The sequence below is a fragment of the Pseudoxanthomonas sp. Root65 genome (assembly GCF_001427635.1).
Classification (GTDB): domain Bacteria; phylum Pseudomonadota; class Gammaproteobacteria; order Xanthomonadales; family Xanthomonadaceae; genus Pseudoxanthomonas_A.
Window position 1 is genome coordinate 413,192 of the sequence record NZ_LMHA01000002.1, and the last position, 24,815, is coordinate 438,006.

The 24,815-nt window shown below is 67.4% G+C and carries 24 protein-coding genes; 20 read left to right on the plus strand and 4 right to left on the minus strand.

Annotation, left to right across the window (positions count from 1 at the left end; translation table 11 throughout):
* Positions 1 to 80: 80 nt before the first annotated feature.
* The 10 genes from ASD77_RS12475 (at position 81) to ASD77_RS12520 (ending at position 9,660) form a co-directional block, all read left to right on the plus strand.
* Positions 81 to 1,076 carry a beta-ketoacyl-ACP synthase III gene (locus ASD77_RS12475; protein ID WP_055942117.1) on the plus strand — a complete coding sequence of 332 codons (996 nt, stop codon included), beginning with the start codon at positions 81 to 83 and terminating at the stop codon, positions 1,074 to 1,076.
* A gap of 194 nt (positions 1,077 to 1,270) precedes the next feature.
* Positions 1,271 to 2,215, plus strand: a complete 945-nt coding sequence (gene fabD / locus ASD77_RS12480; RefSeq protein ID WP_082563278.1) for an ACP S-malonyltransferase — start codon at positions 1,271 to 1,273, stop codon at positions 2,213 to 2,215.
* 64 nt (positions 2,216 to 2,279) lie between these two features.
* Positions 2,280 to 3,023, plus strand: a complete 744-nt coding sequence (gene fabG / locus ASD77_RS12485) for a 3-oxoacyl-ACP reductase FabG (protein ID WP_055943396.1) — start codon at positions 2,280 to 2,282, stop codon at positions 3,021 to 3,023.
* A gap of 144 nt (positions 3,024 to 3,167) precedes the next feature.
* On the plus strand, positions 3,168 to 3,407 hold the full coding sequence (gene acpP / locus ASD77_RS12490; RefSeq protein ID WP_014161144.1) for an acyl carrier protein: 240 nt from the start codon (positions 3,168 to 3,170) through the stop codon (positions 3,405 to 3,407).
* Positions 3,408 to 3,521: 114 nt separating this feature from the next.
* Entirely contained in the window at positions 3,522 to 4,763 is a 1,242-nt protein-coding gene (fabF, locus tag ASD77_RS12495; protein WP_082563279.1) for a beta-ketoacyl-ACP synthase II, read from the plus strand.
* Between the two features lie 141 nt (positions 4,764 to 4,904).
* Complete coding sequence (locus ASD77_RS12500; protein WP_055942124.1) at positions 4,905 to 6,266, plus strand: aminodeoxychorismate synthase component I; 1,362 nt, start codon at positions 4,905 to 4,907, stop codon at positions 6,264 to 6,266.
* A 323-nt stretch (positions 6,267 to 6,589) separates the two neighbouring features.
* Positions 6,590 to 7,657 carry an endolytic transglycosylase MltG gene (gene mltG / locus ASD77_RS12505; RefSeq protein WP_055942128.1) on the plus strand — a complete coding sequence of 356 codons (1,068 nt, stop codon included), beginning with the start codon at positions 6,590 to 6,592 and terminating at the stop codon, positions 7,655 to 7,657.
* Entirely contained in the window at positions 7,654 to 8,316 is a 663-nt protein-coding gene (tmk, locus tag ASD77_RS12510; RefSeq protein ID WP_055942131.1) for a dTMP kinase, read from the plus strand. Before mltG ends, tmk begins: the two co-directional genes overlap by 4 nt.
* Complete coding sequence (locus ASD77_RS12515) at positions 8,313 to 9,287, plus strand: DNA polymerase III subunit delta' (RefSeq protein WP_055942133.1); 975 nt, start codon at positions 8,313 to 8,315, stop codon at positions 9,285 to 9,287. Before tmk ends, ASD77_RS12515 begins: the two co-directional genes overlap by 4 nt.
* 19 nt (positions 9,288 to 9,306) lie before the next feature.
* Positions 9,307 to 9,660, plus strand: coding sequence for a PilZ domain-containing protein (locus tag ASD77_RS12520; protein WP_055942136.1), 354 nt, complete (start codon positions 9,307 to 9,309; stop codon positions 9,658 to 9,660).
* 40 nt (positions 9,661 to 9,700) lie between these two features.
* Here ASD77_RS12520 and ASD77_RS12525 read toward each other — a convergent pair whose 3' ends face one another.
* From ASD77_RS12525 to ASD77_RS12535, 3 genes are all read right to left on the minus strand, one after another.
* On the minus strand, positions 9,701 to 10,696 hold the full coding sequence (locus ASD77_RS12525) for a DNA topoisomerase IB (RefSeq protein WP_055942139.1): 996 nt from the start codon (positions 10,694 to 10,696) through the stop codon (positions 9,701 to 9,703).
* Between the two features lie 6 nt (positions 10,697 to 10,702).
* Complete coding sequence (locus ASD77_RS12530) at positions 10,703 to 10,993, minus strand: hypothetical protein (RefSeq protein ID WP_055942143.1); 291 nt, start codon at positions 10,991 to 10,993, stop codon at positions 10,703 to 10,705.
* Between the two features lie 179 nt (positions 10,994 to 11,172).
* Positions 11,173 to 12,333, minus strand: a complete 1,161-nt coding sequence (locus ASD77_RS12535) for a HAMP domain-containing sensor histidine kinase (protein ID WP_200947395.1) — start codon at positions 12,331 to 12,333, stop codon at positions 11,173 to 11,175.
* 736 nt (positions 12,334 to 13,069) lie between these two features.
* On the opposite strand from ASD77_RS12535, the gene ASD77_RS12540 reads away from it, so the two are divergent.
* The 5 genes from ASD77_RS12540 (at position 13,070) to ASD77_RS12560 (ending at position 16,394) form a co-directional block, all read left to right on the plus strand.
* The gene (locus ASD77_RS12540; protein WP_055942148.1) at positions 13,070 to 13,288 is read left to right on the plus strand and encodes a hypothetical protein; all 219 of its coding nucleotides are present in this window, start codon (positions 13,070 to 13,072) and stop codon (positions 13,286 to 13,288) included.
* Positions 13,289 to 13,354: 66 nt separating this feature from the next.
* Positions 13,355 to 14,215, plus strand: coding sequence for a pseudouridine synthase (locus ASD77_RS12545; RefSeq protein ID WP_055942151.1), 861 nt, complete (start codon positions 13,355 to 13,357; stop codon positions 14,213 to 14,215).
* Between the two features lie 250 nt (positions 14,216 to 14,465).
* Positions 14,466 to 15,335: an alpha/beta hydrolase-fold protein gene (locus ASD77_RS12550; protein ID WP_055942154.1), complete on the plus strand. Its 870-nt coding sequence runs from the start codon at positions 14,466 to 14,468 to the stop codon at positions 15,333 to 15,335.
* A 166-nt stretch (positions 15,336 to 15,501) separates the two neighbouring features.
* Entirely contained in the window at positions 15,502 to 15,756 is a 255-nt protein-coding gene (locus ASD77_RS12555; RefSeq protein WP_055942156.1) for a hypothetical protein, read from the plus strand.
* Positions 15,757 to 15,860: 104 nt separating this feature from the next.
* A complete protein-coding gene (locus tag ASD77_RS12560) occupies positions 15,861 to 16,394 on the plus strand; it encodes a GNAT family N-acetyltransferase (RefSeq protein WP_055942158.1) in 534 nt (177 codons plus the stop codon).
* 70 nt (positions 16,395 to 16,464) lie between these two features.
* On the opposite strand, the gene ASD77_RS12565 is transcribed toward ASD77_RS12560, so the two are convergent.
* Positions 16,465 to 18,528, minus strand: a complete 2,064-nt coding sequence (locus ASD77_RS12565; RefSeq protein ID WP_055942161.1) for a 3-hydroxyacyl-CoA dehydrogenase NAD-binding domain-containing protein — start codon at positions 18,526 to 18,528, stop codon at positions 16,465 to 16,467.
* A gap of 239 nt (positions 18,529 to 18,767) precedes the next feature.
* On the opposite strand from ASD77_RS12565, the gene rpoE reads away from it, so the two are divergent.
* The 5 genes from rpoE to lepB all read left to right on the plus strand — a co-directional run bounded on the left by rpoE (position 18,768) and on the right by lepB (position 24,801).
* Positions 18,768 to 19,388, plus strand: coding sequence for an RNA polymerase sigma factor RpoE (rpoE, locus tag ASD77_RS12570; protein ID WP_055942165.1), 621 nt, complete (start codon positions 18,768 to 18,770; stop codon positions 19,386 to 19,388).
* Positions 19,385 to 20,302, plus strand: a complete 918-nt coding sequence (locus tag ASD77_RS12575; RefSeq protein WP_055942167.1) for a sigma-E factor negative regulatory protein — start codon at positions 19,385 to 19,387, stop codon at positions 20,300 to 20,302. The genes rpoE and ASD77_RS12575 overlap by 4 nt, the downstream gene beginning before the upstream one ends.
* 72 nt (positions 20,303 to 20,374) lie before the next feature.
* Complete coding sequence (locus ASD77_RS12580) at positions 20,375 to 21,889, plus strand: DegQ family serine endoprotease (RefSeq protein ID WP_055943406.1); 1,515 nt, start codon at positions 20,375 to 20,377, stop codon at positions 21,887 to 21,889.
* A gap of 170 nt (positions 21,890 to 22,059) precedes the next feature.
* The gene (gene lepA, locus ASD77_RS12585; protein ID WP_055943409.1) at positions 22,060 to 23,853 is read left to right on the plus strand and encodes a translation elongation factor 4; all 1,794 of its coding nucleotides are present in this window, start codon (positions 22,060 to 22,062) and stop codon (positions 23,851 to 23,853) included.
* A gap of 147 nt (positions 23,854 to 24,000) precedes the next feature.
* On the plus strand, positions 24,001 to 24,801 hold the full coding sequence (gene lepB / locus ASD77_RS12590; RefSeq protein WP_055942170.1) for a signal peptidase I: 801 nt from the start codon (positions 24,001 to 24,003) through the stop codon (positions 24,799 to 24,801).
* Positions 24,802 to 24,815 lie beyond the last annotated feature (14 nt).

The window sequence follows — 24,815 nt, forward strand, 5'->3', positions numbered from 1 at the left end:
GCGCGCCCTCCCGCAGGGCGCGCTTCCCGCATGATCAATGACAATCAGGGCCCTTCGTTGGGCCGGCAATGGGAGCATGCATGAGCGAGCCGGGTAACAAGGGGCGCATTTATGCGCGCATCGCCGGTACGGGCAGCTATCTGCCCGAAAAGGTGCTGACCAACGAAGACCTGTCGAAGCTGGTCGACACCAGCGACGAATGGATCCAGTCCCGCACCGGCATCCGCGAGCGCCACATCGCCGCCGAGGGTGAAACCGCCGGCGACCTGGGCTACCAGGCCGCGCTCCGCGCACTCGAGGCCGCCGGCGTCGATGCCTCCGAGATCGACCTGATCGTCGTGGGCACTACCACGCCCGACCTGATCTTTCCGTCCACCGCCTGCCTGATCCAGGCGCGCCTCGGCGCGGCCGGCTGCGCCGCGATGGACGTCAATGCCGCCTGCTCCGGCTTCATCTATGCGCTCAGCGTGGCAGAGAAGTTCATCCGCTGCGGCGATGCCAAGACCGCGCTGGTGATCGGTACGGAAACCCTCAGTCGCATCGTCGACTGGACCGAGCGCACCACCTGCGTGCTGTTCGGCGACGGCGCCGGTGCGGCCGTGCTCAAGGCCGACAGCGAGACCGGCATCCTCAGCACCCATCTGCACGCCGACGGCAGCAAGAAGGAACTGCTGTGGAATCCCGTCGGCGTGTCCAAGGGGTTCAACCCGGACGAGCCGAACAACGGCATCCGCATCCACATGAAAGGCAACGACGTCTTCAAGTACGCCGTGAAAGCCCTCGACAGCGTGGTCGACGAGACGCTCGACGCCAATGGCCTGGACAAGCACGATCTGGACTGGCTGATTCCGCACCAGGCCAACCTTCGCATCATCGAAGCCACCGCCAAGCGACTGGACATGTCGATGGACCAGGTCATCGTGACCGTCGACAAGCATGGCAACACCTCGTCCGGCTCCGTGCCGCTGGCGTTGGATACGGCCGTGCGCTCCGGCCGCGTGGAGCGTGGCCAGTTGCTGCTGCTGGAAGCCTTCGGTGGCGGATTCACGTGGGGCTCGGTGCTGCTGCGCTACTGAGTTCCGCGTGGCGGAACCGACAGAAGGCGATGCTGCGAAGCATCGCCTTCTTCGTTTCGGGCCTCGTGCTTCGATACCGCGAGAATCCACGTGCATGTGCCCGCGACATCGCGTCGCAGGGCATACGCCCCGGTACAGACAATCCGGCGGGTTCGCCCGTATCATCGCCGCCTGATTTCATGCAGGGTGTCCGAGTGACTTCCACGCAACTCGCTTTCGTTTTCCCGGGCCAGGGGTCGCAGTCCGTCGGTATGCTGGCCGAGCTGTCCGAACTGCATCCGCTCGTGCGCGAGACGTTCGCCGAAGCCTCCGAAGGTGCTGGCGTCGACCTGTGGGCGCTGTCGCAGGGCGGGCCCGAAGAAATGCTCAACCGCACCGAATACACGCAGCCCGCGCTGCTCGCGGCCGGCATCGCCGTGTGGCGCGCATGGCAACAGCAGGGCGGCGCGCAGCCTTCGCAGCTGGCCGGCCATAGTCTGGGTGAGTACACCGCGCTGGTCGCCGCCGGTGCGCTGTCGCTCAAGGACGGCGCGCATCTCGTGCGTCTGCGCGGGCAGCTGATGCAGGACGCTGCGCCCGCAGGTGTCGGTGCGATGGCGGCCGTGCTGGGCGCCGAGGATGCGATGGTGGCGGAGGTCTGCGCGCAGGCATCCGACAGCAAGGTCGTCGTGCCCGCCAACTACAACTCGCCGGGCCAGATCGTGATCGGCGGCGACGCCGACGCGGTTGATCGCGCGGTCGCGATGCTGACCGAGCGCGGCATCCGCAAGGTGGTGAAACTGGCGGTCAGCGTGCCGTCGCACACGCCGCTGATGCGCGAAGCCGCCAATCGGCTGGCGGAGGTCATGGCCGGTCTGTCGTGGCATGCACCGTCGCTGCCGGTGGTGCAGAACGTCGACGCCAAGGTGCACGACGGCGTGGATGCGATCCGCGACGCCCTGGTGCGCCAGCTGTACCTGCCCGTGCGCTGGACCGACTGCGTGCAGGTACTGGCATCGAACGGCGCCACGCGCATCGCCGAATGCGGCCCCGGCAAGGTGCTGGCCGGTCTGGCGAAGCGCATCGACAAGGGCTTGGATGCACGCGCCATCGGTGGCGTGGGCGATTTCCAGGGCGCACTCGCGGACTGGCAGGCTTGACGCACGCTGCGTCCCTTCGCTTATCCTGATCCGCTGCATGCCGAACCGTTTCGAGGACATCATCATGAGCAAGCCCCTGCAGGGTGAAATCGCACTGGTCACCGGCGCCAGCCGCGGCATTGGCGCCGCCATCGCCGACGCACTGGCCGCGCAGGGCGCGACGGTGATCGGTACCGCGACCAGCGCTTCCGGCGCACAGGCCATCGGCGAGCGGCTTGCCGCCACAGGCGGCCACGGTCGCGAGCTGAATGTCACGGATTCGGCCGCGGTCGATGCGCTGATCGATGGCATCGCGAAGGAGTTCGGTGCCATCTCGATCCTGGTCAACAACGCCGGCATCACCCGCGACAACCTGCTGATGCGGATGAAGGACGAGGACTGGCAGGCCATCCTCGACACCAACCTCACCAGCGTCTACCGCACGTCCAAGGCGGTCATGCGCGGCATGATGAAGGCGCGCAAGGGCCGCATCATCAACATCGCCTCGGTGATCGGCGTCACCGGCAATGCGGGGCAGGCCAACTACGCCGCCGCCAAGGCCGGCATCATCGCCTTCTCCAAGTCGCTGGCGAAGGAAATCGGCAGCCGGGGCGTGACCGTCAACGTGGTCGCTCCGGGCTTCATCGCCACCGACATGACCAAGGACCTGCCCGAAGAGACCAAGAAGGCGCTCGGCGAACAGATCGCGCTGGGGCGGCTGGGCGAGCCGGCCGACATCGCAAACGCGGTCGCCTTCCTCGCCGGTCCCGCCGCCGGCTACATCACCGGCGAAACCCTGCACGTCAACGGCGGCATGTACATGCCCTAAAGAATTAGCTGTAAGTGGTTGATTCGGTAGCGATTGGCGATACCTGCCCGCCGTCGCCGGTTTCCACTACACTATCCCCCGGTTTGCCTTCGCACGGCGTCGGCAGAATCCAACAAGTCACCCATCTCCGTCTGGAGCGAATCCATGAGCAGCATCGAAGAACGCGTCAAGAAAATCGTCGTCGAACAACTCGGCGTGAAAGAAGAAGAAGTCACCACCAGCGCATCGTTCGTCGATGACCTGGGCGCCGACTCGCTGGACACCGTTGAACTGGTGATGGCGTTGGAAGAAGAGTTCGAATGCGAAATTCCGGACGAGGAAGCCGAGAAGATCACTTCGGTGCAGCAGGCCATCGACTACGTCAAGGCGCACGTCAAGGCGTAACGGCGGCAGTTGCAGCAAACCGTGTCGGGGCCGCGCATGCGGCCCCGCGCGTATCCGGCCCCCCTGCGCCCGCGCACTGCGGGCAGGGCCGCCAAGATCCACGAGGAATCCGATATGAGCCAGCGTCGTCGCGTCGTCATCACCGGCATGGGCCTGGTGTCCCCCCTGGGCAATGACATGGCCAGCAGCTGGGACGGCATCGTCAACGGACGGTCGGGCCTGGGTCCGATCACCACCTTCGATACCGAGGGCTACAGCACCAAGATCGCGGGCGAGATCCGCGGTTTCGATCCCACCGCCTTCGTACCGCCGAAGGACGTGAAGAAGATGGATTCGTTCATCCACTACGGACTGGCCGCGTCGCTGATGGCGATGGACGACGCCGGTCTGGAAGTGACCGAAGCCAATGCCGAGCGCATCGGCGCCATCATCGGCGCTGGCATCGGCGGCATCCTCGGCATCGAGGAGACCGCGGTGAAGCTGCACGAAGGCGGTCCGCGCAAGATTTCCCCGTTCTACATCCCCAGCACCATCATCAACATGTTGCCGGGTCATCTGAGCATCATGAAGGGCCTGAAAGGCCCCGGCTATTCGGCGGTGTCGGCCTGCGCCACCTCGAACCACTCGATCGGCATCGCCATGCGCAGCATCCAGTACGGCGACGCCGACGTGATGGTCGCCGGCGGCGCCGAACGCGGATCGTCGCCGACGTCGGTGGGCGGTTTCTGCGCGATGAAGGCGATGTCCACCCGCAACGACGATCCGGCGCGCGCTTCCCGTCCCTGGGACAAGGATCGCGACGGTTTCGTGCTGGGCGACGGTGCCGGCATCCTGGTGCTTGAAGAGTACGAACACGCCAAGGCGCGTGGCGCGCGCATCTACTGCGAACTGGCCGGCTTCGGCGCATCGCAGGACGCGTACCACATGACCGCGCCCAGCGAGAACGGCGAAGGCCCGTCGCGCTGCATGCTGTCCGCGCTGAAGGATGCCGGTCTGAATGCGGACCAGGTGGAATACCTCAACGCGCACGGCACCTCCACGCCGCTGGGCGACCTGGCCGAAACGCTGGCGATGAAGCGCGCGCTCGGCGACCACGCGTACAAGATCATGGTCAGCTCTACCAAGTCGATGACCGGCCACCTGCTGGGTGCGGCCGGCGGCGCGGAGGCGATCTTCTCCGTGCTGGCCATCCATCACGGCATCATTCCGCCGACCATCAACCTGGACGAGCCGGGCGAAGGCTGCGACCTGGACTACGTGCCGCACACGGCGCGCGAGAAGAAGATCGATGTGGCCGTCTCCAACGGTTTCGGCTTCGGTGGTACCAACGGCACGCTGGTGTTCAAGCGGATCTGACGATGCATCCTTCTCCCTTCGGGAGAGGTGGCGCATAGCGCCTGATGAGGGTGCGGCGAAATCATCGGCCCCTGAACCATTGCATCTTCTCCGCACCCTCACCCCAACCCCTCTCCCCGAGGGAGAGGGGCCAGGAACACCATGATCGAAACCCGCGCGCTTCCCCCCGATACCGACCTGCTGGCCCTGCACCGGCAGAATCCGCAGCGCTATCCGGTGCTGCTGGAATCGGTCGCTTCGGGGACCGCGCAAGGCCGGTGGGATTTCCTGCTGGTCGCCGACGGCACCGGCATTCGTCTGGATGCCGATGGCATCACACGCGATCTGCGTGGCAACGTGGAGCCCGGCGATTTCCTCGATGTGCTCGACCGCCACTGGCAGGCGCAGCGCACCCCGCGCGAAGAGCCGCGCTGGCCGTTCCGTGGCGGCTGGGCCTTGCTGCTGGCCTATGAGCTGGCGCAGCAGGTGGAACCGGTGTTGCAGCTTCCGCATGCGTCGGCCATGCAGCCCATCGCACTCGCGATGCGGTGTCCCGCGGCCGTGCTGCGCGACCGCAGCACCGGCGATTGTGTCGTGGTGGCGGAAGCGGGACAGGGTGACCTGATTGCGCGCACCGTCGAGGACGTTGCGCATGCCCTGCAGCTTCCCCCGCTACCCGCCTGGCAACCGCCTGCGCGCATCGACGAAGACGCGCCGCGGCGCTTCACCGACGGCGTCGAGCGCATCCTCGACTACCTGCGTGCCGGCGACATTTTCCAGGTGAACCTGTCGCGTGCCTGGCATGCACGTTTCGACGCGCCGCTCGATCCAGCCGCACTGTACGCACGCCTGCGCACGGCCAATCCCGCGCCGTTCGCCGGACTGTTCGCCACGCCGGACTGGACGGTGGTGAGTTCATCGCCGGAACGGCTGGTGTCGGTGCGCGGCGAGGTGGTCGAAACCCGACCCATTGCGGGCACCCGTCCGCGCTTCGAGGGCGATGACGATGCCGCCCGCATCCGCGAGCTGGTCGGTCATCCGAAGGAGCGCGCAGAGCACGTCATGCTGATCGACCTGGAGCGCAACGACCTGGGCCGCGTCTGCACGCCTGGCAGCGTGCAGGTGGACGAACTGATGACGGTCGAGAGCTACGCGCACGTGCACCACATCGTCAGCAACGTACGTGGCCATCTGCGCAGCGATGCGACGCCCGGCGAGGTGATCCGGGCCACGTTCCCCGGCGGCACCATCACCGGCTGTCCGAAGGTGCGCTGCATGCAGATCATCGCCGAGCTGGAACAGGTGCCGCGCGGCGCCTACACCGGCGCCTTCGGCTGGCTCAACCGCGACGGCGACCTGGACCTGAACATCCTGATCCGCAGCGCCGAGGTCATGGCCGACGGTGCCGGCAGCGTGGCCTGCTTCCGCACCGGGGCCGGGATCGTCGCTGATTCGGTCCCGGACAAGGAACTGGACGAGACGCGGGCCAAGGCCCGTGGCGTGCTGCGGGCACTGGAAGGCTGAGGCCACCGCCTGGGACGGCTTCCAGACGCTGTCACGGATCTGCAGGGGTCTTCGAGCAGCGGTTTGACACGGATAAAGGCGAAAAAGCGGATCGCACACAGAAGCGCCATGCGCGTTGTGGACCTCATCTGGGTTGATCTGCCTTGATTCGTGTCTTGCGTTTTTTTCCACCACACCGCTGCAGCTGAATCCGTTCCTGCCCGGGTCGGCTCCCTCGGGGCCGCAGGTTGGGGCGGGCGTCCGCCGGGAGGTCAGGCGCGCGTCTACAGCCTGAGACTGCGACCGGGTATCCTGCCCAGCCTGCTTCAAGCACCGAGGACTACGTGGCGTCAGCTCTCAAGCGCGGTTGCCGCTTCATCGTCATCACCTTCTTCCTGCTGCTGGCCCTGGCCGCCGGCGCGGCGTTCTGGCTGTGGCAGGGCCATCGCGGGTTCGCGGACATGCCCATCGGCGGCGTGGCGGCCGACGCCACCGTCGAGGTGGTGAGTGGCGATGCCTTCCCGACCGTGCTGCGCAAGCTGCGCAAGACAGGGGTGTCGCATGGCACCGACCTGCAATGGCGCCTGCTGGCCCGCCAGACCGGTACCGCCAGCCAGCTCAAGGTCGGCGAGTACGCGATGGACCCGGCGCTGACGCCGCGCGAGCTGCTGCAGCGCATGCGCGAGGGCCGCACGCTGCAGTACCGCTTCACCATCGTCGAAGGCTGGAACATCCGCCAACTGCGCGCGGCGCTGCGCAATGCCACGCCGCTGCAGCAGAAGACCACGGACCTCAGCGATGCCGAGTTGATGGCGGCGCTCGGCCATGCCGGACAGCATCCGGAGGGCCGCTTCCTGCCCGAGACCTACGTCTACACGCGCAGCGAAACCGACCTGGACGTGCTCAAGCGGGCCCACGCGGCGATGGAGAAGGCGGTCGATGCCGCCTGGCAGGCGCGTGCGCAGGACATCCCGCTGCAGTCGGCCGAAGAAGCGCTGATCCTGGCGTCGATCATCGAGAAGGAAACCGGGATCGCCGAAGAACGTCCGGCCATCGCCGGCGTGTTCGCGCGGCGCCTGAAGATCGGCATGCCGCTGCAGACCGATCCCACCGTCATCTACGGCATCGGCAGCAGCTACGACGGCAACATCCGCCGCCGCGACCTGACCACCGACACGCCCTACAACACCTACACCCGTCGCGGCCTGACGCCGACCCCCATCGCCATGCCCGGCGTGGATGCGCTGAAGGCGGCGGTGAATCCGGCCGACGGCACCGCGCTGTATTTCGTCGCGGTGGGCGACGGCAGCGGACGGCACATCTTCTCGACCACGCTGGCCGAGCACAACGCGGCGGTGGCGCGCTACCTGGTCACGCGCCGCGAGACGCTGCGCAAGGCGGAAGCCCCATGAGCGAAGCCCTGCTGTCGCAGCCGCGCCTGATCACCCTGGAGGGCGGCGAAGGTGCGGGCAAGACCAGCGCCATCGCCGCCATCCGCGACCGGCTGCTGGCCGCCGGCCACGAGGTGGTACTGACCCGCGAGCCCGGTGGCACGCCGCTGGCCGAGCGCATCCGCGAGCTGCTGCTCGGCGCACAGGACGAGCCGCTCGCCGCCGAAAGCGAGCTGCTGCTGATGTTCGCCTCGCGCGCACAGCATGTGCGCGAAGTGGTGCGCCCGGCACTGCGGCGCGGTGCGTTCGTCATCAGCGACCGTTTCACCGATTCCAGTTATGCCTACCAGGGCGCCGGCCGCGGACTGGATCCCGAGTGGATCGCCGCGCTGGAGCGCCGCGCGGTCGGCCTGAAACCCGGATTGACGCTGCTGCTCGATCTCGACGTGCGCGAAGGGCGTGCGCGTACCGCCGGCCGCGACCTGTGGCCGGACCGCATCGAGAGCGAACAAGATGATTTCTTCGAGCGCGTGCGTGCCGGCTTCCGTGCGCGCGCCGCCGCCGAACCGCAGCGCTTCCGCGTGATCGATGCCGCGCAGTCGCCCGCGGACGTGGGCGCCGCGGTCGACACGGCGATCGCTGCCTACCTGCGCACGTTGACCGACAGCGACCTGGCATGAGCACCGTGTTCTCGCCCTGGCAGCAGCGCGCCTACGACCACGCTGTCGCAGCGCTGGAATCGGGCCGTCTGGGCCATGGCTTGCTGGTCTGCGGTCCCGCCGGCCTCGGCAAGCGTGCCGTGCTGGATCGCCTGGCCCGACGCGTATTGGCCCAGCACCGCGATGCGAACGGCGAACCGACACCCGATGACCGCAGCACGCGGCTGATCGATGCAGGCACGCATCCGGACCTGCAGGTCATCTCGTTCGTCGCCACTAAGGACGGCAGCAAGCTGCGCACCGAGATCGTCATCGACCAGATCCGCGAGGTCTCGCAGAAGCTCGCCCTGACGCCGCAATACGGCGGTGCGCAGGTCGCCTTGATCGACCCGGCCGATGCCATCAACCGCTCGGCCTGCAACGCCTTGCTGAAGACGCTGGAAGAACCCGCGCCCAACCGCTACCTGTGGCTGGTCAGCGCGCAGCCCGCGCGCCTGCCGGCCACCATCCGCAGCCGCTGTCAGCGCATCGAGTTCCGCCTGCCGCCACGCGACGAAGCACTCGCCTGGCTGCAGGCACAGGGCCATGCCGCTGCCGACGCGTCGCGTGCCCTGGACGCCGCGCGCGGCCATCCCGGTCTGGCCGACGACTGGCTGCGCAACGACGGACTGGCACTGCGCGAAGCCGTGGCACGTGATTTGCAGCGGCTGGAAAAGGGCGAGATCGGCGTGGTGGAAACCGCGCAGCGCTGGGCCAACGACGAACTGGCCGATGCGCGCCTGCGCCATGCGGCAGACCTCGCGCTGGCGCAGGCCGGCACCGTTGGCTTGACCGATCCAGCCCGATTGAACAAGCTGGCCACCTGGTTCGACGCCGCCAACCGCACCCGCGACTTGTTGCGGACCACGGTACGCGGCGACCTGGCCATGGTGGAACTGCTGCTGGCCTGGGCCGGCAGCGATCGCGGACGCGCTGTCGGGGCGCGCCGATGACCGAAACACGGAGACGGGAATGAATGCAGCAGGTGGACGGCAGGGCATCCTGTCGCTGGCAGTGAAGGACAAGGCCGCGCTGTACAACGCCTACATGCCGTTCGTGAAAGGCGGCGGCATCTTCGTGCCCACGCCGAAGCGCTACTTCCTGGGCGATGAAGTGTTCCTGCTGCTCACCCTGCCCGAATCCAGCGACCGCCTGCCGGTGGCCGGCAAGGTGGTCTGGGTGACGCCGGTCGGCGCACAGGGCAACCGCGCGGCCGGCATCGGCGTGCAGTTCGCCGACAATGGCGAAGGCGAAGCCATCAAGAACCGCATCGAGACCATGCTGGCCGGCAGCCTCGGCGGCGAGAAGCCCACGCATACGATGTGAAGCAAGGGACCGGTCGCGCTGCGGCCGATCCTGCGTGTCTTCAGGTCCGTGAGTGTCGCAGGTAGCGGATCGCTGCGCGCTCCCATTGCCGGGGGCCGCTCGCATGGCCGGCGGCGCGCTGGAGTTCACCGGCTTCCCAGCCTGCGAAGACGCGCGGGTCCACGTAGTTCTTCTCGCAGATGCGCGGGGTGTTGCCCAGCAGGTCGGCGGCAGCGCGCAGCACCGCCATTTTTACCTGCGTGCGTTGCATGTCCTCGCCGTCGGCGGGAGGCGCCACGCCGGCCAGCGTGCGGAAGGCGAGCAGGGTGGCCCCGAAGGTGCGGAAGTCCTTCGCGCTGTACGGGCCTTGCAGATGCTGCTGCAGGTACGCGTTGACGTCGCCGGAGGTGATGCGGTGGACGGTCCCGTCCTCGCGGTACTGGAACAGCGCCTGCCCGGGCAGTTGCCGGCACTGGCGCACCAGCCGCACCAGGCGCGCGTCGGACACGCGGGATTCGAGCGCCTTGCCGCCCTTGCCGCGGAAGGCGAAGCGCACCTCGCTGCCGGCCACGAAGCGCGCATGCACATTGCGCAGCGTGGTCAGGCCATACGAGCCGTTTTCCTTCTGGTAACTCGCATTGCCGACGCGGAGCAGTGTGTGGCCGAGCAGGGCCACGACCAGCGCCACCACCTTGGGGCGGGGGAAACCGGGCAGGCCGAGGTCGGCGCGCACCTGCCGGCGCAGGCGGGGCAGGGCTTCGGCGAAGGCGATCAGGCGGTCGTACTTGCGGGCGCCGCGCTCGGCCTGCCACGCGGTGTGGTAGCGGTACTGCTTGCGGCCGCGTGCGTCACGGCCGGTGGCCTGCAGATGGCCGCGCGCATCGGCGCAGATCCACACGTCGGTGTAGGCGGGTGGAATGGCGAGCTGGCGGATGCGGGCAAGGGTAGCGGCGTCACGGATCGTCCGGCCGCGCGCATCGACATAGGCGAAGCCGCGTCCGCGACGCCGACGGCGCAAGCCGGGCATCGCATCGGAGGTGTAGTGCAGGCCGGCCAAGGCGCCTCAGAAGGCGTCGACGTACTCGAGGACCAGTCCATAACGGCTGGCGACGTCATCGGCGGTGTTGCGCACGTCGTCGGCGCGCGACGAGGCCGCTTCCACTTCCACCGCATGGACATCGCCACCGGGCATCTCGTCAGACAGGCCGGCGGAGCTGGAATCGTCGTCGTCCATGTGGGGCATCAGGTCGGCCACCTCCTCCACGTGCTCCACGCCGTCCACCCCGTGCAGGGCCGCCAGCAGGGCGTCGAACCCGCTGCGCGGGCCGGTGGCCCGCAGTCTGATCATCGTCATCGTGTCCCTCTGCGCCAGGCGCGTTCGTCGTTACCGCGAACTTAGGTGCGGCCGAGTCACGCTTCCGTGAAGTCCGCCAGAGGCCGGCAGCGATGTGTTCAGGCTGCAACGCCCACGCGCCTTGCCGCGGCCGGGCTGCCGGCGACAACAGGACAGGAAGGCCGGCGCGAACCCCGCTGTCAGGCTGTGCCGGCTACCGATCTCGTGGGGGCATCCACCCCGTGCTTCGGCAACGAGATCGTGAAGATGCAGCCCGAACGCGGGATGGACCGCACGGTCAGTTGGCCGTGGTTGGCCTCCACGCTACGACGGGAGATGGACAGGCCCAGGCCCAGGCCACTCTTGTCTTCGCCCGCCTGCACGAAGGGCTGGAACAACGTATGCATGTGTTCTTTGGACAGTCCGCCGCAGCGGTCTTCCACGTCGATGAAAATACGGTCCGAAACAGCATAGGCGTCCAGCGTGATCTCGCTGCCCGCAGGAGAGAACTTGAAAGCATTCTGCAGCAGATTCCCTGCGGCGGAGGCCAGCAGGTCGCGATCCACCTTGATCGCAAGCAGGGGGTCGACACCGGAGACGGACAGTACACAAGACCTGAGCCGTGCCTCCAGCGAGGCTGACTGCGCAATTTCGGCAATGAAGCACGACAACGGATACAAGCGCTCCTGCAGCGGCATTCCCACCTTCATGCGGACTTCGGCCAGGGAGCGATCGATCAGGCTGCCCATCGCCACGAGGGCGCGATCGAGCGTGGCGCCGGTGGCGCCCGAGAGTCCCACGCTGCCCTGTTTGATGAGGGACAGCGCCAGCGTGGCGGTGCACAACTGATTCCTGAGCTCGTGGGCCAGGAAACCAAGACGCTCATTCAGCGCGACCGCCTGTGCTTCCGCAATCACCGCATCATGCTGATAGCCGAATTCGGTGACCGCGTTCGCTATGGCATTGTCCAGGCAGCGGTTGAGCGTACGGAACTCGTCGATGGTGACGGCTTCGCTGCGCTCGAATGCGAGGTCGGAAATCGCCTGGCACAGGTCGCCATAGTCATGGACGACTTCATCGACCGTGTATCCGTGGGTCAGCAATTCGCGCCCGTGCAGTCCCGCCGATTCGCTCATTTCCGACAGGGCGGGCAATCCGCCGCTGGGTCCGGATATCTTGCGGCTGCGCATCGGGTCGTTGGAGTCTTCCAGTTGCAGCGTCCTGACGAGCTGCTCGAGAAAGATCGTGACGCCATGGTCCAGTTCGTCGTCAGGCGTACCGGACGACGCACGCAGGGCGACCTTCGTCCTGCAGCGGGCGATCAGCTCCTCACGGTTGTCGTTGAGAAAGTGGTGCAGCATCGTTTGACCATACGCGCATTGCAGCCCCGTAAGTGAATTAACTGCCGGGAATCCTGCCGTTCGTCGGTCCGGTGCTTGAGTTGCTGATGGGCTCATCGTGGCGTGCACACGGTCGTCATGTTGGGTGACGCATGTTGGAGTGCTGCGGGCGGCGATGGTTTGCGCGCATCGCATCCCTCGGGACGCGCACGAACCCATCTGGCCCACCACGACTACAGATGGGTAGCAACGGAAATGAGGACGTCATCAGATATCCGCGCGTGCCTGAAGGAAAGCGCGGCCCGACTACGCGACGGTCAGGTGGGCGGGAATCCCCGCGAGTTCCTTCGGACGCTTCGGCGTCAGCTGCGGTCTGAAGCACCTCACGAGATGCAGCTGGCCATCGTTGAGGGCTTGGCAGCATTGGAGGCAATGGTGGACACCATGGGCACGGGGGTGCCTGCCTCCTACCGCCATGTCGCCCCTTCCGCCGATCCTGCCTGACATCCATTCCGGCCCGCGTGTCGAATCAGCCTGTGCCCGATCCTCCGCACAGCGCCGGCAGCTGAGGCACGGCGGGCGGCAGGGTGGCGCCCGGAAAAGGCTTCACGAGTGAGGAACGGGATGACCTGGAGCGGTGTCCATCCAGACGCTCACGTCGCGTGTCACGCCGTAGAGCGGAGGCGGCGGCAAGGAGCGACGCGCCGCGCCCTGCACTGGTGCACAATGCGGCGCCTTGAACAGCTCTGGATGACGCATGGAGATCGAAGACCTTTTGAGTGCCGCCCTGCGCGAAGCCGGTTACGGGCAGGATGCGATCGGCTCGGCCATGCCGAGGATCCTGCGCATCCTGGAGGCCGAGGACGTACGCATCGCCCTGGGTCGCGCCCTGTCGCGCAAGGAGCGCGAGTACGTGCGCCTGCAGCTCGAACTGGGACTGAGCGTGTCGGAAGTCGTCGCGGGCCTGACCAAGTAAGCCGGCGCGATGCGCGGAAGCGGTTCGCGTCGTTCCCCTCACAGCCGTCCGCCGCCTGTCGATGGATTGGCCGCGAGTACGCTGCAGTTGCCGCCCGGCGGATGGGTAACGGTGCTGGACGGCCTCTGCGCGCGGTTTCCGTCGGTTCCCCGCGCGCAGTGGATCGAGCGGATGGCGCGCGGCCGGGTCGTGGATGGCGAAGGAAGTACGGTGACGCCCGGATCGCCGTATCGCGTCGGGCTGGACATCCATTACTACCGCGACGTCGTGGACGAACCGCGGATTCCGTTCGACGAAACCATCCTCCACCTGGATGCGGACCTGCTGGTGGCCGACAAGCCGCATTTCCTGCCAGTGACGCCGACCGGCGTCCACGTCCATGAAACCCTGCTGGGGCGGCTGATCCGCCGCACAGGCAACCCGGCGTTGGCGCCGCTGCACCGGATCGATCGCGAGACCGCCGGACTGGTGCTGTTCTCGACCAACCCCGACAGTCGCGCGCACTACCAGGCGCTGTTCCGCGAGCGGCGGATCGAAAAGCGCTACCAGGCGACGGCGCCGGCGCTGCCGCACCTCGTGTTCCCCTGCGCTCGCACCAGCCGGATCGTCGCCGGCGAACCGTTCTTCCGCATGCAGGAAGTCGAAGGGGTGGCGAACAGCGAAACCCGGATCGATGTCATCGCGCGCGTCGGCGATCGCTGGCGCTATGCGCTGACGCCGGTCACCGGCCGCAAGCACCAGCTGCGCGTGCACATGGCGGCATTGGGCGCGCCGATCGCCGGTGATCCGCTGTACCCATCCGTGCGTCATCGCGCTGCCGGCGACCATGCGGCGCCCTTGCAGCTGCTGGCCGAGCGGCTTGCGTTCGTCGATCCGCTCCGCGGTATCGAGCGCTGTTTCACCAGCGGCTTTGCGCTCGGCGGGTGAGCACCCTCCAGCCGCTCGATCGGCCAGGCCTGGTCGGGGAACGCATCCCTCCTGTCCTTGGCGCGCAGCAGCCGGCGCAGCAGGTCCGGGCTCTGGCCACGGGCAACAGGCTCCTGCGGGTCGTCACGAGGCGAGGGTGGTCAGGCGTGATGGTCGCGCATAGTCTGCCCGCCCCTCGTGGTCGCTCGAAGCGGTCGGTGGTCGCCATAATGGGCGCTGCCGCAGGGCCTGGCCGTGATGGAGATTCCGCATGATCCGCTGCACGATCCTCTTGTTCGCAGGGCTGCTGACGCTGGCGGTGTCAACGGCCCGCGCAGCGCCTCCCGCGGCCGCGTCCCATCCCCCGGTCACTCCGCTGGAACACCTGCCGGCCTTGAAGGGCGACTACTTTCCGCTGACTGATCCGGGCTCCGGTCGCGTCCACCACGTCTACGTCCGCTATCCCGAGGGCTACCACGCCCGGTCGGCCACGCGCTACCCGGTGGTGTACGTGCTGGACGGCGACAGCCTGTTTCCGCTGCTGGCGCCGACGCACCTGTTCCTGCATTACGACGAGCAATTGCCGGAAGCGATCATCGTCGGCATCGCCTACGGCGGTTTCGACCCGGCCATCAACAAGCGCCATGTCGATTTCACTGCGCCGGGCAGTGACACCACCGCAGAGCAGGGTGGAGCGCCCGGCTTTCTCGCGTTCCTGCGCGCGCAGCTGGTGCCCGAAGTCGAGCGTCGCTATGCCGCCGACCCGGCGCGGCGCGTGCTCGTGGGACAGTCGCGCGCCGGCTACTTCGTGCTGTGGTCCGCATTGCAGGATCCGGACCTGGTCTGGGGGCGGATCGCCAGCAATCCTTCACCCGGGCCGGCGCGCGAAGCGCTATTTGTTGCAGCGCGCCCGCATACGCGCACCGACCTGCGCGTGGCGGTCGCCAGCGGCACGCGCGACACCGCCGAGCGCCAGCGCATCGCGCGCGACTGGACCACGCATTGGTCCGCAGCGTCGATGGATGCGCCATGGCAGGTGACCCTGCTGACGCTCCAGGACGGCACCCATGCGGCGACGATCGGCGAAACCTACCGGCGCGCGATGCTGTGGCTGTTCCACGAGGACATCCCTACGCCGTGACCACGATGCCCCGGCGTGGCGCAGCGCGTCATGCATGCGTGCAGCGGTGGCGATGCGGACGCATCGCCGGGCGCGATCCGTAACCGGCTTCACAGAACGGCGCCGGTCGTCGGAAATCGACGGCTCGTGTCACACGATGGGCATCGAGGCGGCTTAGGCTCGCCGCATGGACACCTTGGCTGACATCCGGGCCATCCTGGCCGCCGCGGGACAGCGCATCGAACACGGTGCGCTGCGCGAGGACCCGCGCGAGTTCATGGACGCCTTGTGGCGGCAGGTCTACGACCGCGCGCCCGACGACCTGCAGCCCTATGTCTGGGCAAGGCTGACCGACTTCTCAGCGCAGCTCGGCGTGATGGCCGACCTCGCCGCCGAGCGCAGCCCGGTGCGCGCGCCGCCGGACGTGTTCGCACGACGCTAGCGCGCGCTTCTGCGCGACCGTGGCAGGGCATCGTGAGGGTGCGCTGACCTCTCCGCGCGCGCGTCTGCGTTGTCATGTGCATGGAAACAGGCAAGACTTACGGCATGAAAGCCGGTATCACTGTCCGCCCCGCACGCCCCTCCGAAGCCGCCGCCCTGTCCGCGATGATGCGGCGCACGTTCCTGGCCACCAACGGCCACTGCAGCACGCCCGAGAACGTGGCTGCGCACGTGGCGGCGATGTATTCGCCCGAACGCCAGGCCGAAGAGATCCGCGACCCGGATACGCTCACCTTGATCGTCGAGCAGGACGGTGTGTGGGCCGGCTATGCGCAACTGCGCTGGGCCACGGTGCCGCCGACCGAGGTGGTGCTGCGGCCCACGGTGGAACTGGCACGCATCTACCTGGACGAGGCCTTCCATGGTAAGGGCATCGCCGCCGTGCTGGTCTCGCACCTGCTGGCCGCAGCCAAGCTGCGCGGCTCGCGCTCGGCCTGGCTCACCGTCTGGCAGGAGGCGCCGCAGGCGATCCGCTTCTGGCGCAAGCACGGCTTCCAGAGCGTCGGCCGCTCGATCTTCTACATCGGCGACGATCCGAAGGAAGACTGGGTGATGACGCAGGCTCTGCCTGAGGGGTGACGCCCGGGTCAAGGCGCGGGGCCGAGGGAAAAAGAAGGCCGCTCTGAGAGCGGCCTTTTTCGTGCGCGGGTCACACCGTCGGCTGTCGGAGCACCGGATTGTCCCAGCCGGGACGCGGCGCAAAGCGGTCGCCGTGGCGGGCCTGCAGCGACTTCAGTTTTTCCAGCAGCACGTCGGGACCGACTGCCTTGACGTGCTCGATCGGACCGCCGCGGAACGGGGCGAAGCCGGTACCGAAGATTACCCCGGCATCCAGCAGGTCGGCATCGGCCACCACGCCATCGTGCAGGCAGGCGACGGCTTCGTTGAGCAGCGGCAGGATCAGGCGGTCCTCCAGGTCGTCCGGTGCCTTGTAGTCCTGCGGGACCTGCGGTTTCACGGCCTTCCCGTTTTCCCACGTGTACAGGCCCTGGCCGTCCTTTTTGCCGCGCTTGCCGGGTTCCACCGTCGCCAGCGCCGCGGGCAACGTCAGGCCGAGGAAGGGTGATAGCTCCGCGCCGACGCCCTGCGCCACATCCAGGCCGACGGTGTCGATCAGTTCGATGGGGCCCATCGGCATGCCGAACTTCACCGCCGCCTTGTCGATCACCGGCCCGGGAATGCCTTCGGCATAAGCCGTCGCGGCTTCCAGCATGTACGGGAACAGCACGCGGTTGACCAGGAAGCCCGGCGTGCCGGCGACCGGCACCGGGAACTTGTCCAGCGCCTTGCAGAACGCGGCCAAGCGCTTGACGTTGGTCTCGTCCAGCGCGTCGTGCTGCACGATCTCCACCAGCGGCATCATTGCCACCGGGTTGAAGTAGTGCAGGCCGGCGAACTGCGCCGGACGCTGGATGTGCTCGCGCAGTTCGGTCAGCGGGATGGACGAGGTGTTGGTGGTCAGCAGCGCGTCGGCCTTCAGGCGCGGCTCGAGGGTCTGGTAGAGATCGCGCTTGGCCTCGGGGTTCTCGATGATTGCCTCGATCACCAGGTCGGCCTGCGGCACGCCGTCGCCGGCCAGGTCGCCCTTCAGGCGCGCGGCCACGGCCGGACGCTTGCTCTCGTCCTTCACCTTCTTGGCGAACAGCTCCTGCGCGCGCGCCAGGGCGCCATCGATGAAGCGCTGCTCGCGGTCCTGCAGGGTGACGTTGAAGCCCTTGTAGGCCGACCATGCGGCGATGTCGCCGCCCATCACGCCGGCACCGACAACGTGGACGTGGGCGATGCCGTGGTCTTTGCCACCCAGACCCTTGAGACGTTCGGTGAGGAAGAAGATGCGGATCAGGTTGCGTGCGGTGGGCGTGCCGGCCAGCTTCACCACCGCCCTGCGCTCGGCGTCCAGGCGAGCCTGGATGCCCTTGCCGCCGGCGGTCTTCCACACGTTGATGAGCGCATACGGAGCGGGGTAATGCGCCTTCGGTGCCTTGCGCGCGACCTGCTTGGTCATCTGCGGTGCCAGGATCTGGCGGGCGAGCCAGCTGTTGCTGATCCAGCCGGTGAAGCGCTGCTTGAACGGACGCTGCGGCCGCGAAGCGATCAGCGCGACGGCAGCATCGATCAGCACGGCAGGCTCGGCGATCTTGTCGACCAGCCCCATCGCCTTCGCCGAACTCGCCGACAGCGTGCGGCCCGTCAGCATCATGTCCATCGCCTTCGGCGAACCCACCAGGCGCGGCAGGCGCGCGCTGCCGCCCCAGCCGGGGAAGATGCCCAGCTTCACTTCGGGCAGGCCGATGCGGGTGGACGGGTCGCTGCTGGCGACGCGGTAATCGCAGGCCAGCGAAATCTCGGTGCCGCCGCCCATGCAGAAGCCGTGGATCGCGGACACCGTGGGGCAGGGCAGCTCGGCCAGTTTCTGGAACACGCTCTGGCCGCGGCGGATGGCGTCGTTGACGGTGCCCTTGCGGTCGAACTCCTGGAACTCCTTCAGGTCCGCGCCGGCGATGAAGCCGCTGGTCTTGGCCGAGCGCAGCACCACGCCCTTCGGTGGATCGATGGACAGGCGCTCGATGATGTCGGCCAGTTCGATCAGCACATCCTGCGAGAACGCGTTGACGCTGGCGCCCTGGCGGTCGAAGGCCAGCACGACGATGTCGTCGTCGCGCAGCTCGGTCTGCCAGTGACTGAATCGCAGCCCATCGAAGTTCGTGGCCATGCAGGGGACCATCCGTTCACGTATGGATAAGGCCGCTATCATCCCGAGGTTGTTTCATCCCCGTCAAATCCACATATCCGGGTGAACGTCGTCACGGGCGTGACCGGCAGCAGGGGATGTTCCCGCTGCGCCGGTTAAATTCTTGATAGGGCAACGGTTTGGACAAGGCGTTGAACTTTCCTCCGCTAGCGCGGTCACAGGGCCCGGCCAACGCCGAGCCGACAGGAGTGCGGCCCGGCATGGCCGAAGTTGATCCAACCCAGGAGCTGGACCTCGAGCTGGTCAGGCGCGTGCAACGCGGCGACAGCGCGGCCTTCGACCTGCTGGTGCGCAAGTACCAGCATCGCGTGGTGGCGCTGATCGGGCGTTACATCCATGACTGGAGCGAGTGCCAGGACGTGGCCCAGGAGACGTTCCTGCGTGCATACCGCGCGCTGGGCAATTTCCGGGGCGATTCCCAGTTCTATACGTGGCTGCACCGTATCGCCGTGAATACCGCCAAGAACCATCTGGTCGCGCACAACCGCCGTCCGCCCACAGCGGACGTCGACGCCGCCGACGCCGAGCAGTACGACATCGGCGCGCGGCTGCGCGACACCGACACCCCCGAGCGCGAACTGATGCGCCAGGAGATGGAGGCGACGGTGATGCGCGCGGTGGACGGCCTGCCTGAGGAACTGCGGACCGCGATCACCTTGCGCGAGGTCGAAGGCCTCAGCTACGAGGAGATCGCGCAGAAGATGGACTGCCCGATCGGCACCGTGCGTTCGCGCATCTTCCGTGCGCGCGAAGCCATCGACGAACAACTGCGTCCCTTGCTGGACACCGACAGTGCAACCCGGGAGCGTGCCCGCTCATGACCGCCCGCAACGAGACACCGACCATCGACAAGCTCGACATCCATCACCGCCAGCAGCTGTCCGCCCTCGTGGACGGCGAACTGGCCGCCGACGAAGCGCGCTTCCTGCTACGCCGCCTGCAGCACGACCACGAACTGGCCGGTCGCTGGGAGCGCTGGCAGCTGTGCGGCGACGTGCTGCGCGGAAAGGGCCATGCCCCTGCACCCGCCGGTTTCGCCGAGCGCGTGGCGCTGGCGATCGCGGCCGAATCGTCGGCATCTGCCACGGGCGCGGCGCCACACGCGCAAGTCACGCGTCCGCGCAACCTGCTCGCCCGCTGGGGCGGCGGTGCGCTGGCGGCCTCGGTGGCGTTGGTGGCCTTGTTCATGGCGCGCCAGCAATCGCCGCAGGACATGCCGGTGGGCGAGGGCACGCAGATGGCGTCGACCCAGGCGACATCGCCCGAAGTGAGGCCGGAAGCGCCGGCCGCGCCGGCCCCTGACGCCGAAGCCTATGCCGCCGCGGCGGTGGCCGTGGCGGCGAGCGTGCCGCGCCGGCAGGAAGCGACACGCCGCAGCGCAACCCGCAGCCAGCAGGCGGCGCGCAGTGCGCAGCGTGTGGCCCGTGCCGACGTCCCCGCGCGGGCGAACGGCACGGCGCAAGGCGCGCCACGGGGTGTGGATGCCACGACGCTGGTGGCCTCCGCGCCGGTGCCGGCGGCGTCCTCCAACCCGTTCTCTCATCGCCCGCAGGAGACCGGTGTCGTGGCATCGCGCCCCTGGCCACGCTCCGCACTGTCGGCCTATCCGTCGGCCAGCGGCAGCCTGGCCACCGGCTACAGCGCGGATTCGGCGGCGCGGACGTTCTATCCGTTCGAGCCCCGTCTGCCTTCCAGCGCGCCGATCGCGGCGCCCGTCGACGCTCCCCGCGACTGACCTTCGCGCGTCCGGCCTCGGTGCGGACGCGCGCGACTTCCTTGTTCCTTTTCTGATCGAGGCATGCATTCGATGACTCCCCACGTCCGTCACCCCCTGTTGGCCCTGCTGATGCTGACCACGCCGCTGGCCGCCTGCGCGCAGCAGGCCGACGCGCCCGCGCCCGTGGCGTCCGCCGTTCCCGCCGTGGCGCAATCGACCGCGCCGCAACTGGTCACCGGGCTGCCCGATTTCACCCAGCTGGTGGAACAGGTCGGTCCTGGCGTGGTGAACGTGGAGGCCACCGTCGGCTCGCGCCGCAGCGCGCAGGCTCAGACGGGCGAAGAGGTCGAGATCCCCGAGATCTTCCGGCGCATGCTGCCGCCGGGCTTCCAGATGCCGGGTCACGGCCAGCAGGGCCCGCAGCGTCGCGGTACGTCGATGGGCTCGGGCTTCATCATTTCCGCCGACGGCTACGTGCTGACCAATCATCACGTCGTCGACGGTGCCGACGAGGTCAAGGTGACCCTGCCGGACCGCCGCGAGCTGACCGCCAAGGTCGTCGGCAGCGACCAGCAGTACGACGTGGCGCTGCTGAAGGTGGACGCCAAGGGGCTGCCGACCGTGCGCATCGGCAACTCGACTACGCTCAAGCCGGGCCAGTGGGTGGTGGCGATCGGTTCGCCGCTGGGCCTCGACCATTCCGTCACGGCCGGTATTGTCAGTGCCGTCGGTCGCAGCGCGTCCCCCGAGCAGCGCTACGTGCCCTTCATCCAGACCGACGTGGCGATCAACCAAGGCAATTCCGGCGGTCCGCTGCTCAATACGCGCGGTGAGGTGGTCGGCATCAATTCGCAGATCTTCTCGGTGTCCGGCGGCTATATGGGCATCAGTTTCGCGATCCCGATCGACCTGGCGATGGGGGCGGTGGAGCAGTTGAAGTCCACTGGCCGAGTCAGCCGGGGCCAATTGGGCGTGATCGTCGAGCCGCTGGATGCGGCCAAGGCGCGCGGCCTGAACGTCCCCGATGCCCGCGGTGCCTTGGTCAATCAGGTGCTTGCAGGAAGCCCTGCCGGCAAGGCGGGTATCGAGATTGGCGACGTGATCACGTCGTTCAACGGGGCTCCGATCAACCAGTCCAGTGATCTTCCGCCGCTGGTCGGCGTGCTGACCCCGGGAACCAAGGCCAAGGTGACGCTGGTACGTGATGGAAAACCGCGTGAGGTCACGGTTACGCTGACCGAGCTGGATGAGGGCCAGGCGGTGGGAGGTACCGGTGCCACTCCCTCGCCGAATGCGCCGCCCGCGACATCGGGAGGCAATCCGCTGGGTATCGTCAGTCAAGCGCTGGATGCCAATACCCGCAAGCAGCTGGGTATCGAGGGCAATGACGGCGTACTGGTGACCCGTATCAATGATGCCGCGACCCGTGAGTCCGGCCTGGTGGGCGGTGACGTGATCCTGCAGGTAGGCCGGGCCAAGGTGAACAGTCCCGCCGCGCTGGATCGTGAGCTAGCCGGCGTGAAGCCGGGTGACACCGTCATGCTGCTGGTCCGCAGCCGGGGCGGGGTGACGCGCTTCCTCGCGGTGACCGTGGAAAAGGGCTGACAGCCCGTCCGCGATTGCTTTAGCGTCCATCGCTCCGTCCTGGCGGGGCGATGGCATTTCGCGGCTCGGTCAAGCCGGGACGGCAAGCCCGCCCGCCGTCCGTGCGATAATGTCCCGCTATTCCTGACGACCGCACAGGCCGCCGCGCACTCCCCATGTCTTCCGATTCCATGCGGAATATCCGCAACTTCTCCATCATCGCGCACGTCGACCACGGCAAGTCGACCCTGGCCGACCGCATCATCCAGCTCTGTGGCGGCCTCGAGGCGCGCGAGATGGAAGCGCAGGTGCTCGACTCCAATCCCATCGAGCGCGAGCGCGGCATCACCATCAAGGCCCAGTCCGTGTCCCTCCCGTACAAGGCCAAGGACGGGCAGGTCTACCAGCTCAACTTCATCGACACCCCCGGCCACGTCGACTTCTCCTACGAAGTCAGCCGCTCGCTGGCCGCCTGCGAAGGCGCGCTGCTGGTCGTGGACGCCGCCCAGGGCGTGGAAGCCCAGTCGGTCGCCAACTGCTACACCGCGGTGGAGCAGGGCCTGGAAGTGGTGCCGGTGCTCAACAAGATCGACCTGCCCACCGCCGACATCGAGCGTGCCAAGCGGGAAATCGAGGCCGTCATCGGCATCGACGCGGAAGATGCCGTCGCCGTCAGCGCGAAGACGGGCCTCAATGTCGACCTGGTGCTGGAGGCCATCGTCCAGCGCATCCCGCCGCCGCAGCCGCGCGACACCGACAAGCTGCAGGCGCTGATCATCGACTCGTGGTTCGACAACTACCTGGGCGTGGTCTCGCTGGTGCGCGTGATGCAGGGCGAGATCGGGCCGAAGAGCAAGATCCTGGTGATGTCCACCGGCCGCACCCACGAGGTGGACAAGGTCGGCGTGTTCACTCCCAAGCGCAAGGAGCTGAAGAAGCTCGGCGCCGGCGAGGTGGGCTGGATCACCGCCAGCATCAAGGACGTCCACGGCGCGCCCGTCGGCGACACCCTTACCCTCGCGGCCGACCCGGCGCCGGGCCCGCTGCCGGGCTTTCAGGAGATGCAGCCGCGCGTGTTCGCCGGCCTGTTCCCGGTCAATGCCGAGGATTACCCGGCCCTGCGCGAGGCGCTGGAGAAGCTGCGCCTGAACGACGCCGCGTTGCGGTTCGAACCGGAAAGCTCTGAGGCCATGGGCTTCGGCTTCCGCTGTGGCTTCCTCGGCATGCTGCACATGGAGATCGTGCAGGAGCGCCTGGAGCGCGAGTACGACCTGGACCTGATCAGCACCGCCCCGACCGTGGTGTATGAAGTCCTCAGGACCGATGGCACGGTGCTCTCGCTGGACAATCCGGCCAAACTGCCGCAGTCCAACCTGATCGAAGAGGTGCGCGAGCCCATCATCCGCGCCAACATCCTCACCCCGGAAACCTACATCGGCGCGATCATCAAGCTGTGCGAGGAAAAGCGCGGCGCGCAGATCGGCATCCAGTACCTGGCCAGCCAGGTGCAGATCAGCTACGAGCTGCCGATGGCCGAAGTGGTACTGGATTTCTTCGACAAGCTGAAGTCGGTCAGCCGCGGCTATGCGTCGCTGGACTACTCGTTCCTGCGCTTCCAGGCCGGACCGTTCGTGCGCCTGGATACGCTGATCAACGGCGACAAGGTCGATGCCCTCAGCCTGATCGTGCACCGCAGCCACGCCGACCGGCGCGGACGCGAGCTGTGCGAGAAGATGAAGGAGCTGATCCCGCGGCAGATGTTCGACGTGGCGATCCAGGCCGCCGTGGGCTCGCAGATCATCGCGCGCAGCACGGTCAAGGCCATGCGCAAGAACGTGTTGGCCAAGTGCTATGGTGGCGACATCACCCGCAAGAAGAAGCTCCTCGAGAAGCAGAAAGAGGGCAAGAAGCGGATGAAGCAGGTGGGCCGCGTGGAGATTCCGCAGGAGGCCTTCCTCGCGGTGCTGCAGGTGGACAGCAAGTAGCGTTTTCCTTCTCCTTGCGGGAGGAGGTGGCGCGTAGCGCCGGATGAGGGTACGGCGAAGTCCGCGAAGCCGTCAGTGCGTGGACTTCGCCGTACCCTCACCCCAACCCCTCTCCCGGCGGGAGAGGGGCCCTTCAACGGAGTGTGTATGGTCTGGTTTGAAACGATCCTCGTGGTGCTTACCCTGCTGACCGGCGTGGTGTGGCTGGCCGACAGGCTGTTCCTGGCCAAGCGCCGCCAGGCCAGGGGAGGGCTGCTGGACGAGGAGCCCGTGCTGGTCGACTACTCGCGCGCGTTCTTCCCGGTCCTGGCCGTGGTGCTGGTGCTGCGCAGCTTCATCGCCGAGCCTTACAAGATCCCATCCAGCTCGATGATGCCGAACCTGCTGATCGGCGACTTCATTCTGGTCAACAAGTTCTCCTACGGCCTGCGCCTGCCGATCAACAACCGCAAGTTCCTGGCCATCGGCGAGCCCAAGCGCGGCGACGTGGTGGTGTTCAAGCCGCCGCACGACCCGGAGAACAACTGGATCAAGCGCGTGATCGGCTTGCCGGGCGACCGCGTGGGTTTCCATGGAGACACCGTCTACATAAACGGCCAGCCGCTGACCTACGAGAAGATGGGCAGCTACGTGGGGCATGGCAGTGGCGCCGGCGAGACCGGGGCCGCCCTGTTGCGCGAAAACCTGCCCGGGCGCCCGCATACCGTGCTGGAATGGCTGGACCGCAGCCGTCCGGAGGGACAGGGCGACTGGGTGGTCCCGCAGGGCCAGTATTTCGTCATGGGCGACAATCGGGATAATAGCGAGGACAGCCGCTTCTGGACCCAGACCCATTTCCTGCCCGAGCAGAACCTGCGCGGGAAGGCGTTCCTGGTCTGGCTGAACTGCGAGGGCTGGTTCTGCAAGAATGGCTTCGATGCCTCGCGCATCGGCAACGGCATCGAGTGATCGATCAACGCTAA

What these genes read in the sequence shown, in the direction of transcription:
- ASD77_RS12475 (WP_055942117.1), top strand. Translation starts at nt 81, where the DNA reads ATGAGCGAGCCGGGTAACAAGGGGCGCATTTATGCGCGCATCGCCGGT.
- fabG (WP_055943396.1), top strand. Translation starts at nt 2,280, where the DNA reads ATGAGCAAGCCCCTGCAGGGTGAAATCGCACTGGTCACCGGCGCCAGC.
- acpP (WP_014161144.1), top strand. Translation starts at nt 3,168, where the DNA reads ATGAGCAGCATCGAAGAACGCGTCAAGAAAATCGTCGTCGAACAACTC.
- fabF (WP_082563279.1), top strand. Translation starts at nt 3,522, where the DNA reads ATGAGCCAGCGTCGTCGCGTCGTCATCACCGGCATGGGCCTGGTGTCC.
- ASD77_RS12500 (WP_055942124.1), top strand. Translation starts at nt 4,905, where the DNA reads ATGATCGAAACCCGCGCGCTTCCCCCCGATACCGACCTGCTGGCCCTG.
- tmk (WP_055942131.1), top strand. Translation starts at nt 7,654, where the DNA reads ATGAGCGAAGCCCTGCTGTCGCAGCCGCGCCTGATCACCCTGGAGGGC.
- ASD77_RS12515 (WP_055942133.1), top strand. Translation starts at nt 8,313, where the DNA reads ATGAGCACCGTGTTCTCGCCCTGGCAGCAGCGCGCCTACGACCACGCT.
- ASD77_RS12520 (WP_055942136.1), top strand. Translation starts at nt 9,307, where the DNA reads ATGAATGCAGCAGGTGGACGGCAGGGCATCCTGTCGCTGGCAGTGAAG.
- ASD77_RS12530 (WP_055942143.1), bottom strand. Translation starts at nt 10,993, where the DNA reads ATGACGATGATCAGACTGCGGGCCACCGGCCCGCGCAGCGGGTTCGAC.
- ASD77_RS12535 (WP_200947395.1), bottom strand. Translation starts at nt 12,333, where the DNA reads ATGCTGCACCACTTTCTCAACGACAACCGTGAGGAGCTGATCGCCCGC.
- ASD77_RS12540 (WP_055942148.1), top strand. Translation starts at nt 13,070, where the DNA reads ATGGAGATCGAAGACCTTTTGAGTGCCGCCCTGCGCGAAGCCGGTTAC.
- ASD77_RS12550 (WP_055942154.1), top strand. Translation starts at nt 14,466, where the DNA reads ATGATCCGCTGCACGATCCTCTTGTTCGCAGGGCTGCTGACGCTGGCG.
- ASD77_RS12555 (WP_055942156.1), top strand. Translation starts at nt 15,502, where the DNA reads ATGGACACCTTGGCTGACATCCGGGCCATCCTGGCCGCCGCGGGACAG.
- ASD77_RS12560 (WP_055942158.1), top strand. Translation starts at nt 15,861, where the DNA reads ATGAAAGCCGGTATCACTGTCCGCCCCGCACGCCCCTCCGAAGCCGCC.
- ASD77_RS12565 (WP_055942161.1), bottom strand. Translation starts at nt 18,528, where the DNA reads ATGGCCACGAACTTCGATGGGCTGCGATTCAGTCACTGGCAGACCGAG.
- rpoE (WP_055942165.1), top strand. Translation starts at nt 18,768, where the DNA reads ATGGCCGAAGTTGATCCAACCCAGGAGCTGGACCTCGAGCTGGTCAGG.
- ASD77_RS12575 (WP_055942167.1), top strand. Translation starts at nt 19,385, where the DNA reads ATGACCGCCCGCAACGAGACACCGACCATCGACAAGCTCGACATCCAT.
- ASD77_RS12580 (WP_055943406.1), top strand. Translation starts at nt 20,375, where the DNA reads ATGACTCCCCACGTCCGTCACCCCCTGTTGGCCCTGCTGATGCTGACC.
- lepA (WP_055943409.1), top strand. Translation starts at nt 22,060, where the DNA reads ATGCGGAATATCCGCAACTTCTCCATCATCGCGCACGTCGACCACGGC.
- lepB (WP_055942170.1), top strand. Translation starts at nt 24,001, where the DNA reads ATGGTCTGGTTTGAAACGATCCTCGTGGTGCTTACCCTGCTGACCGGC.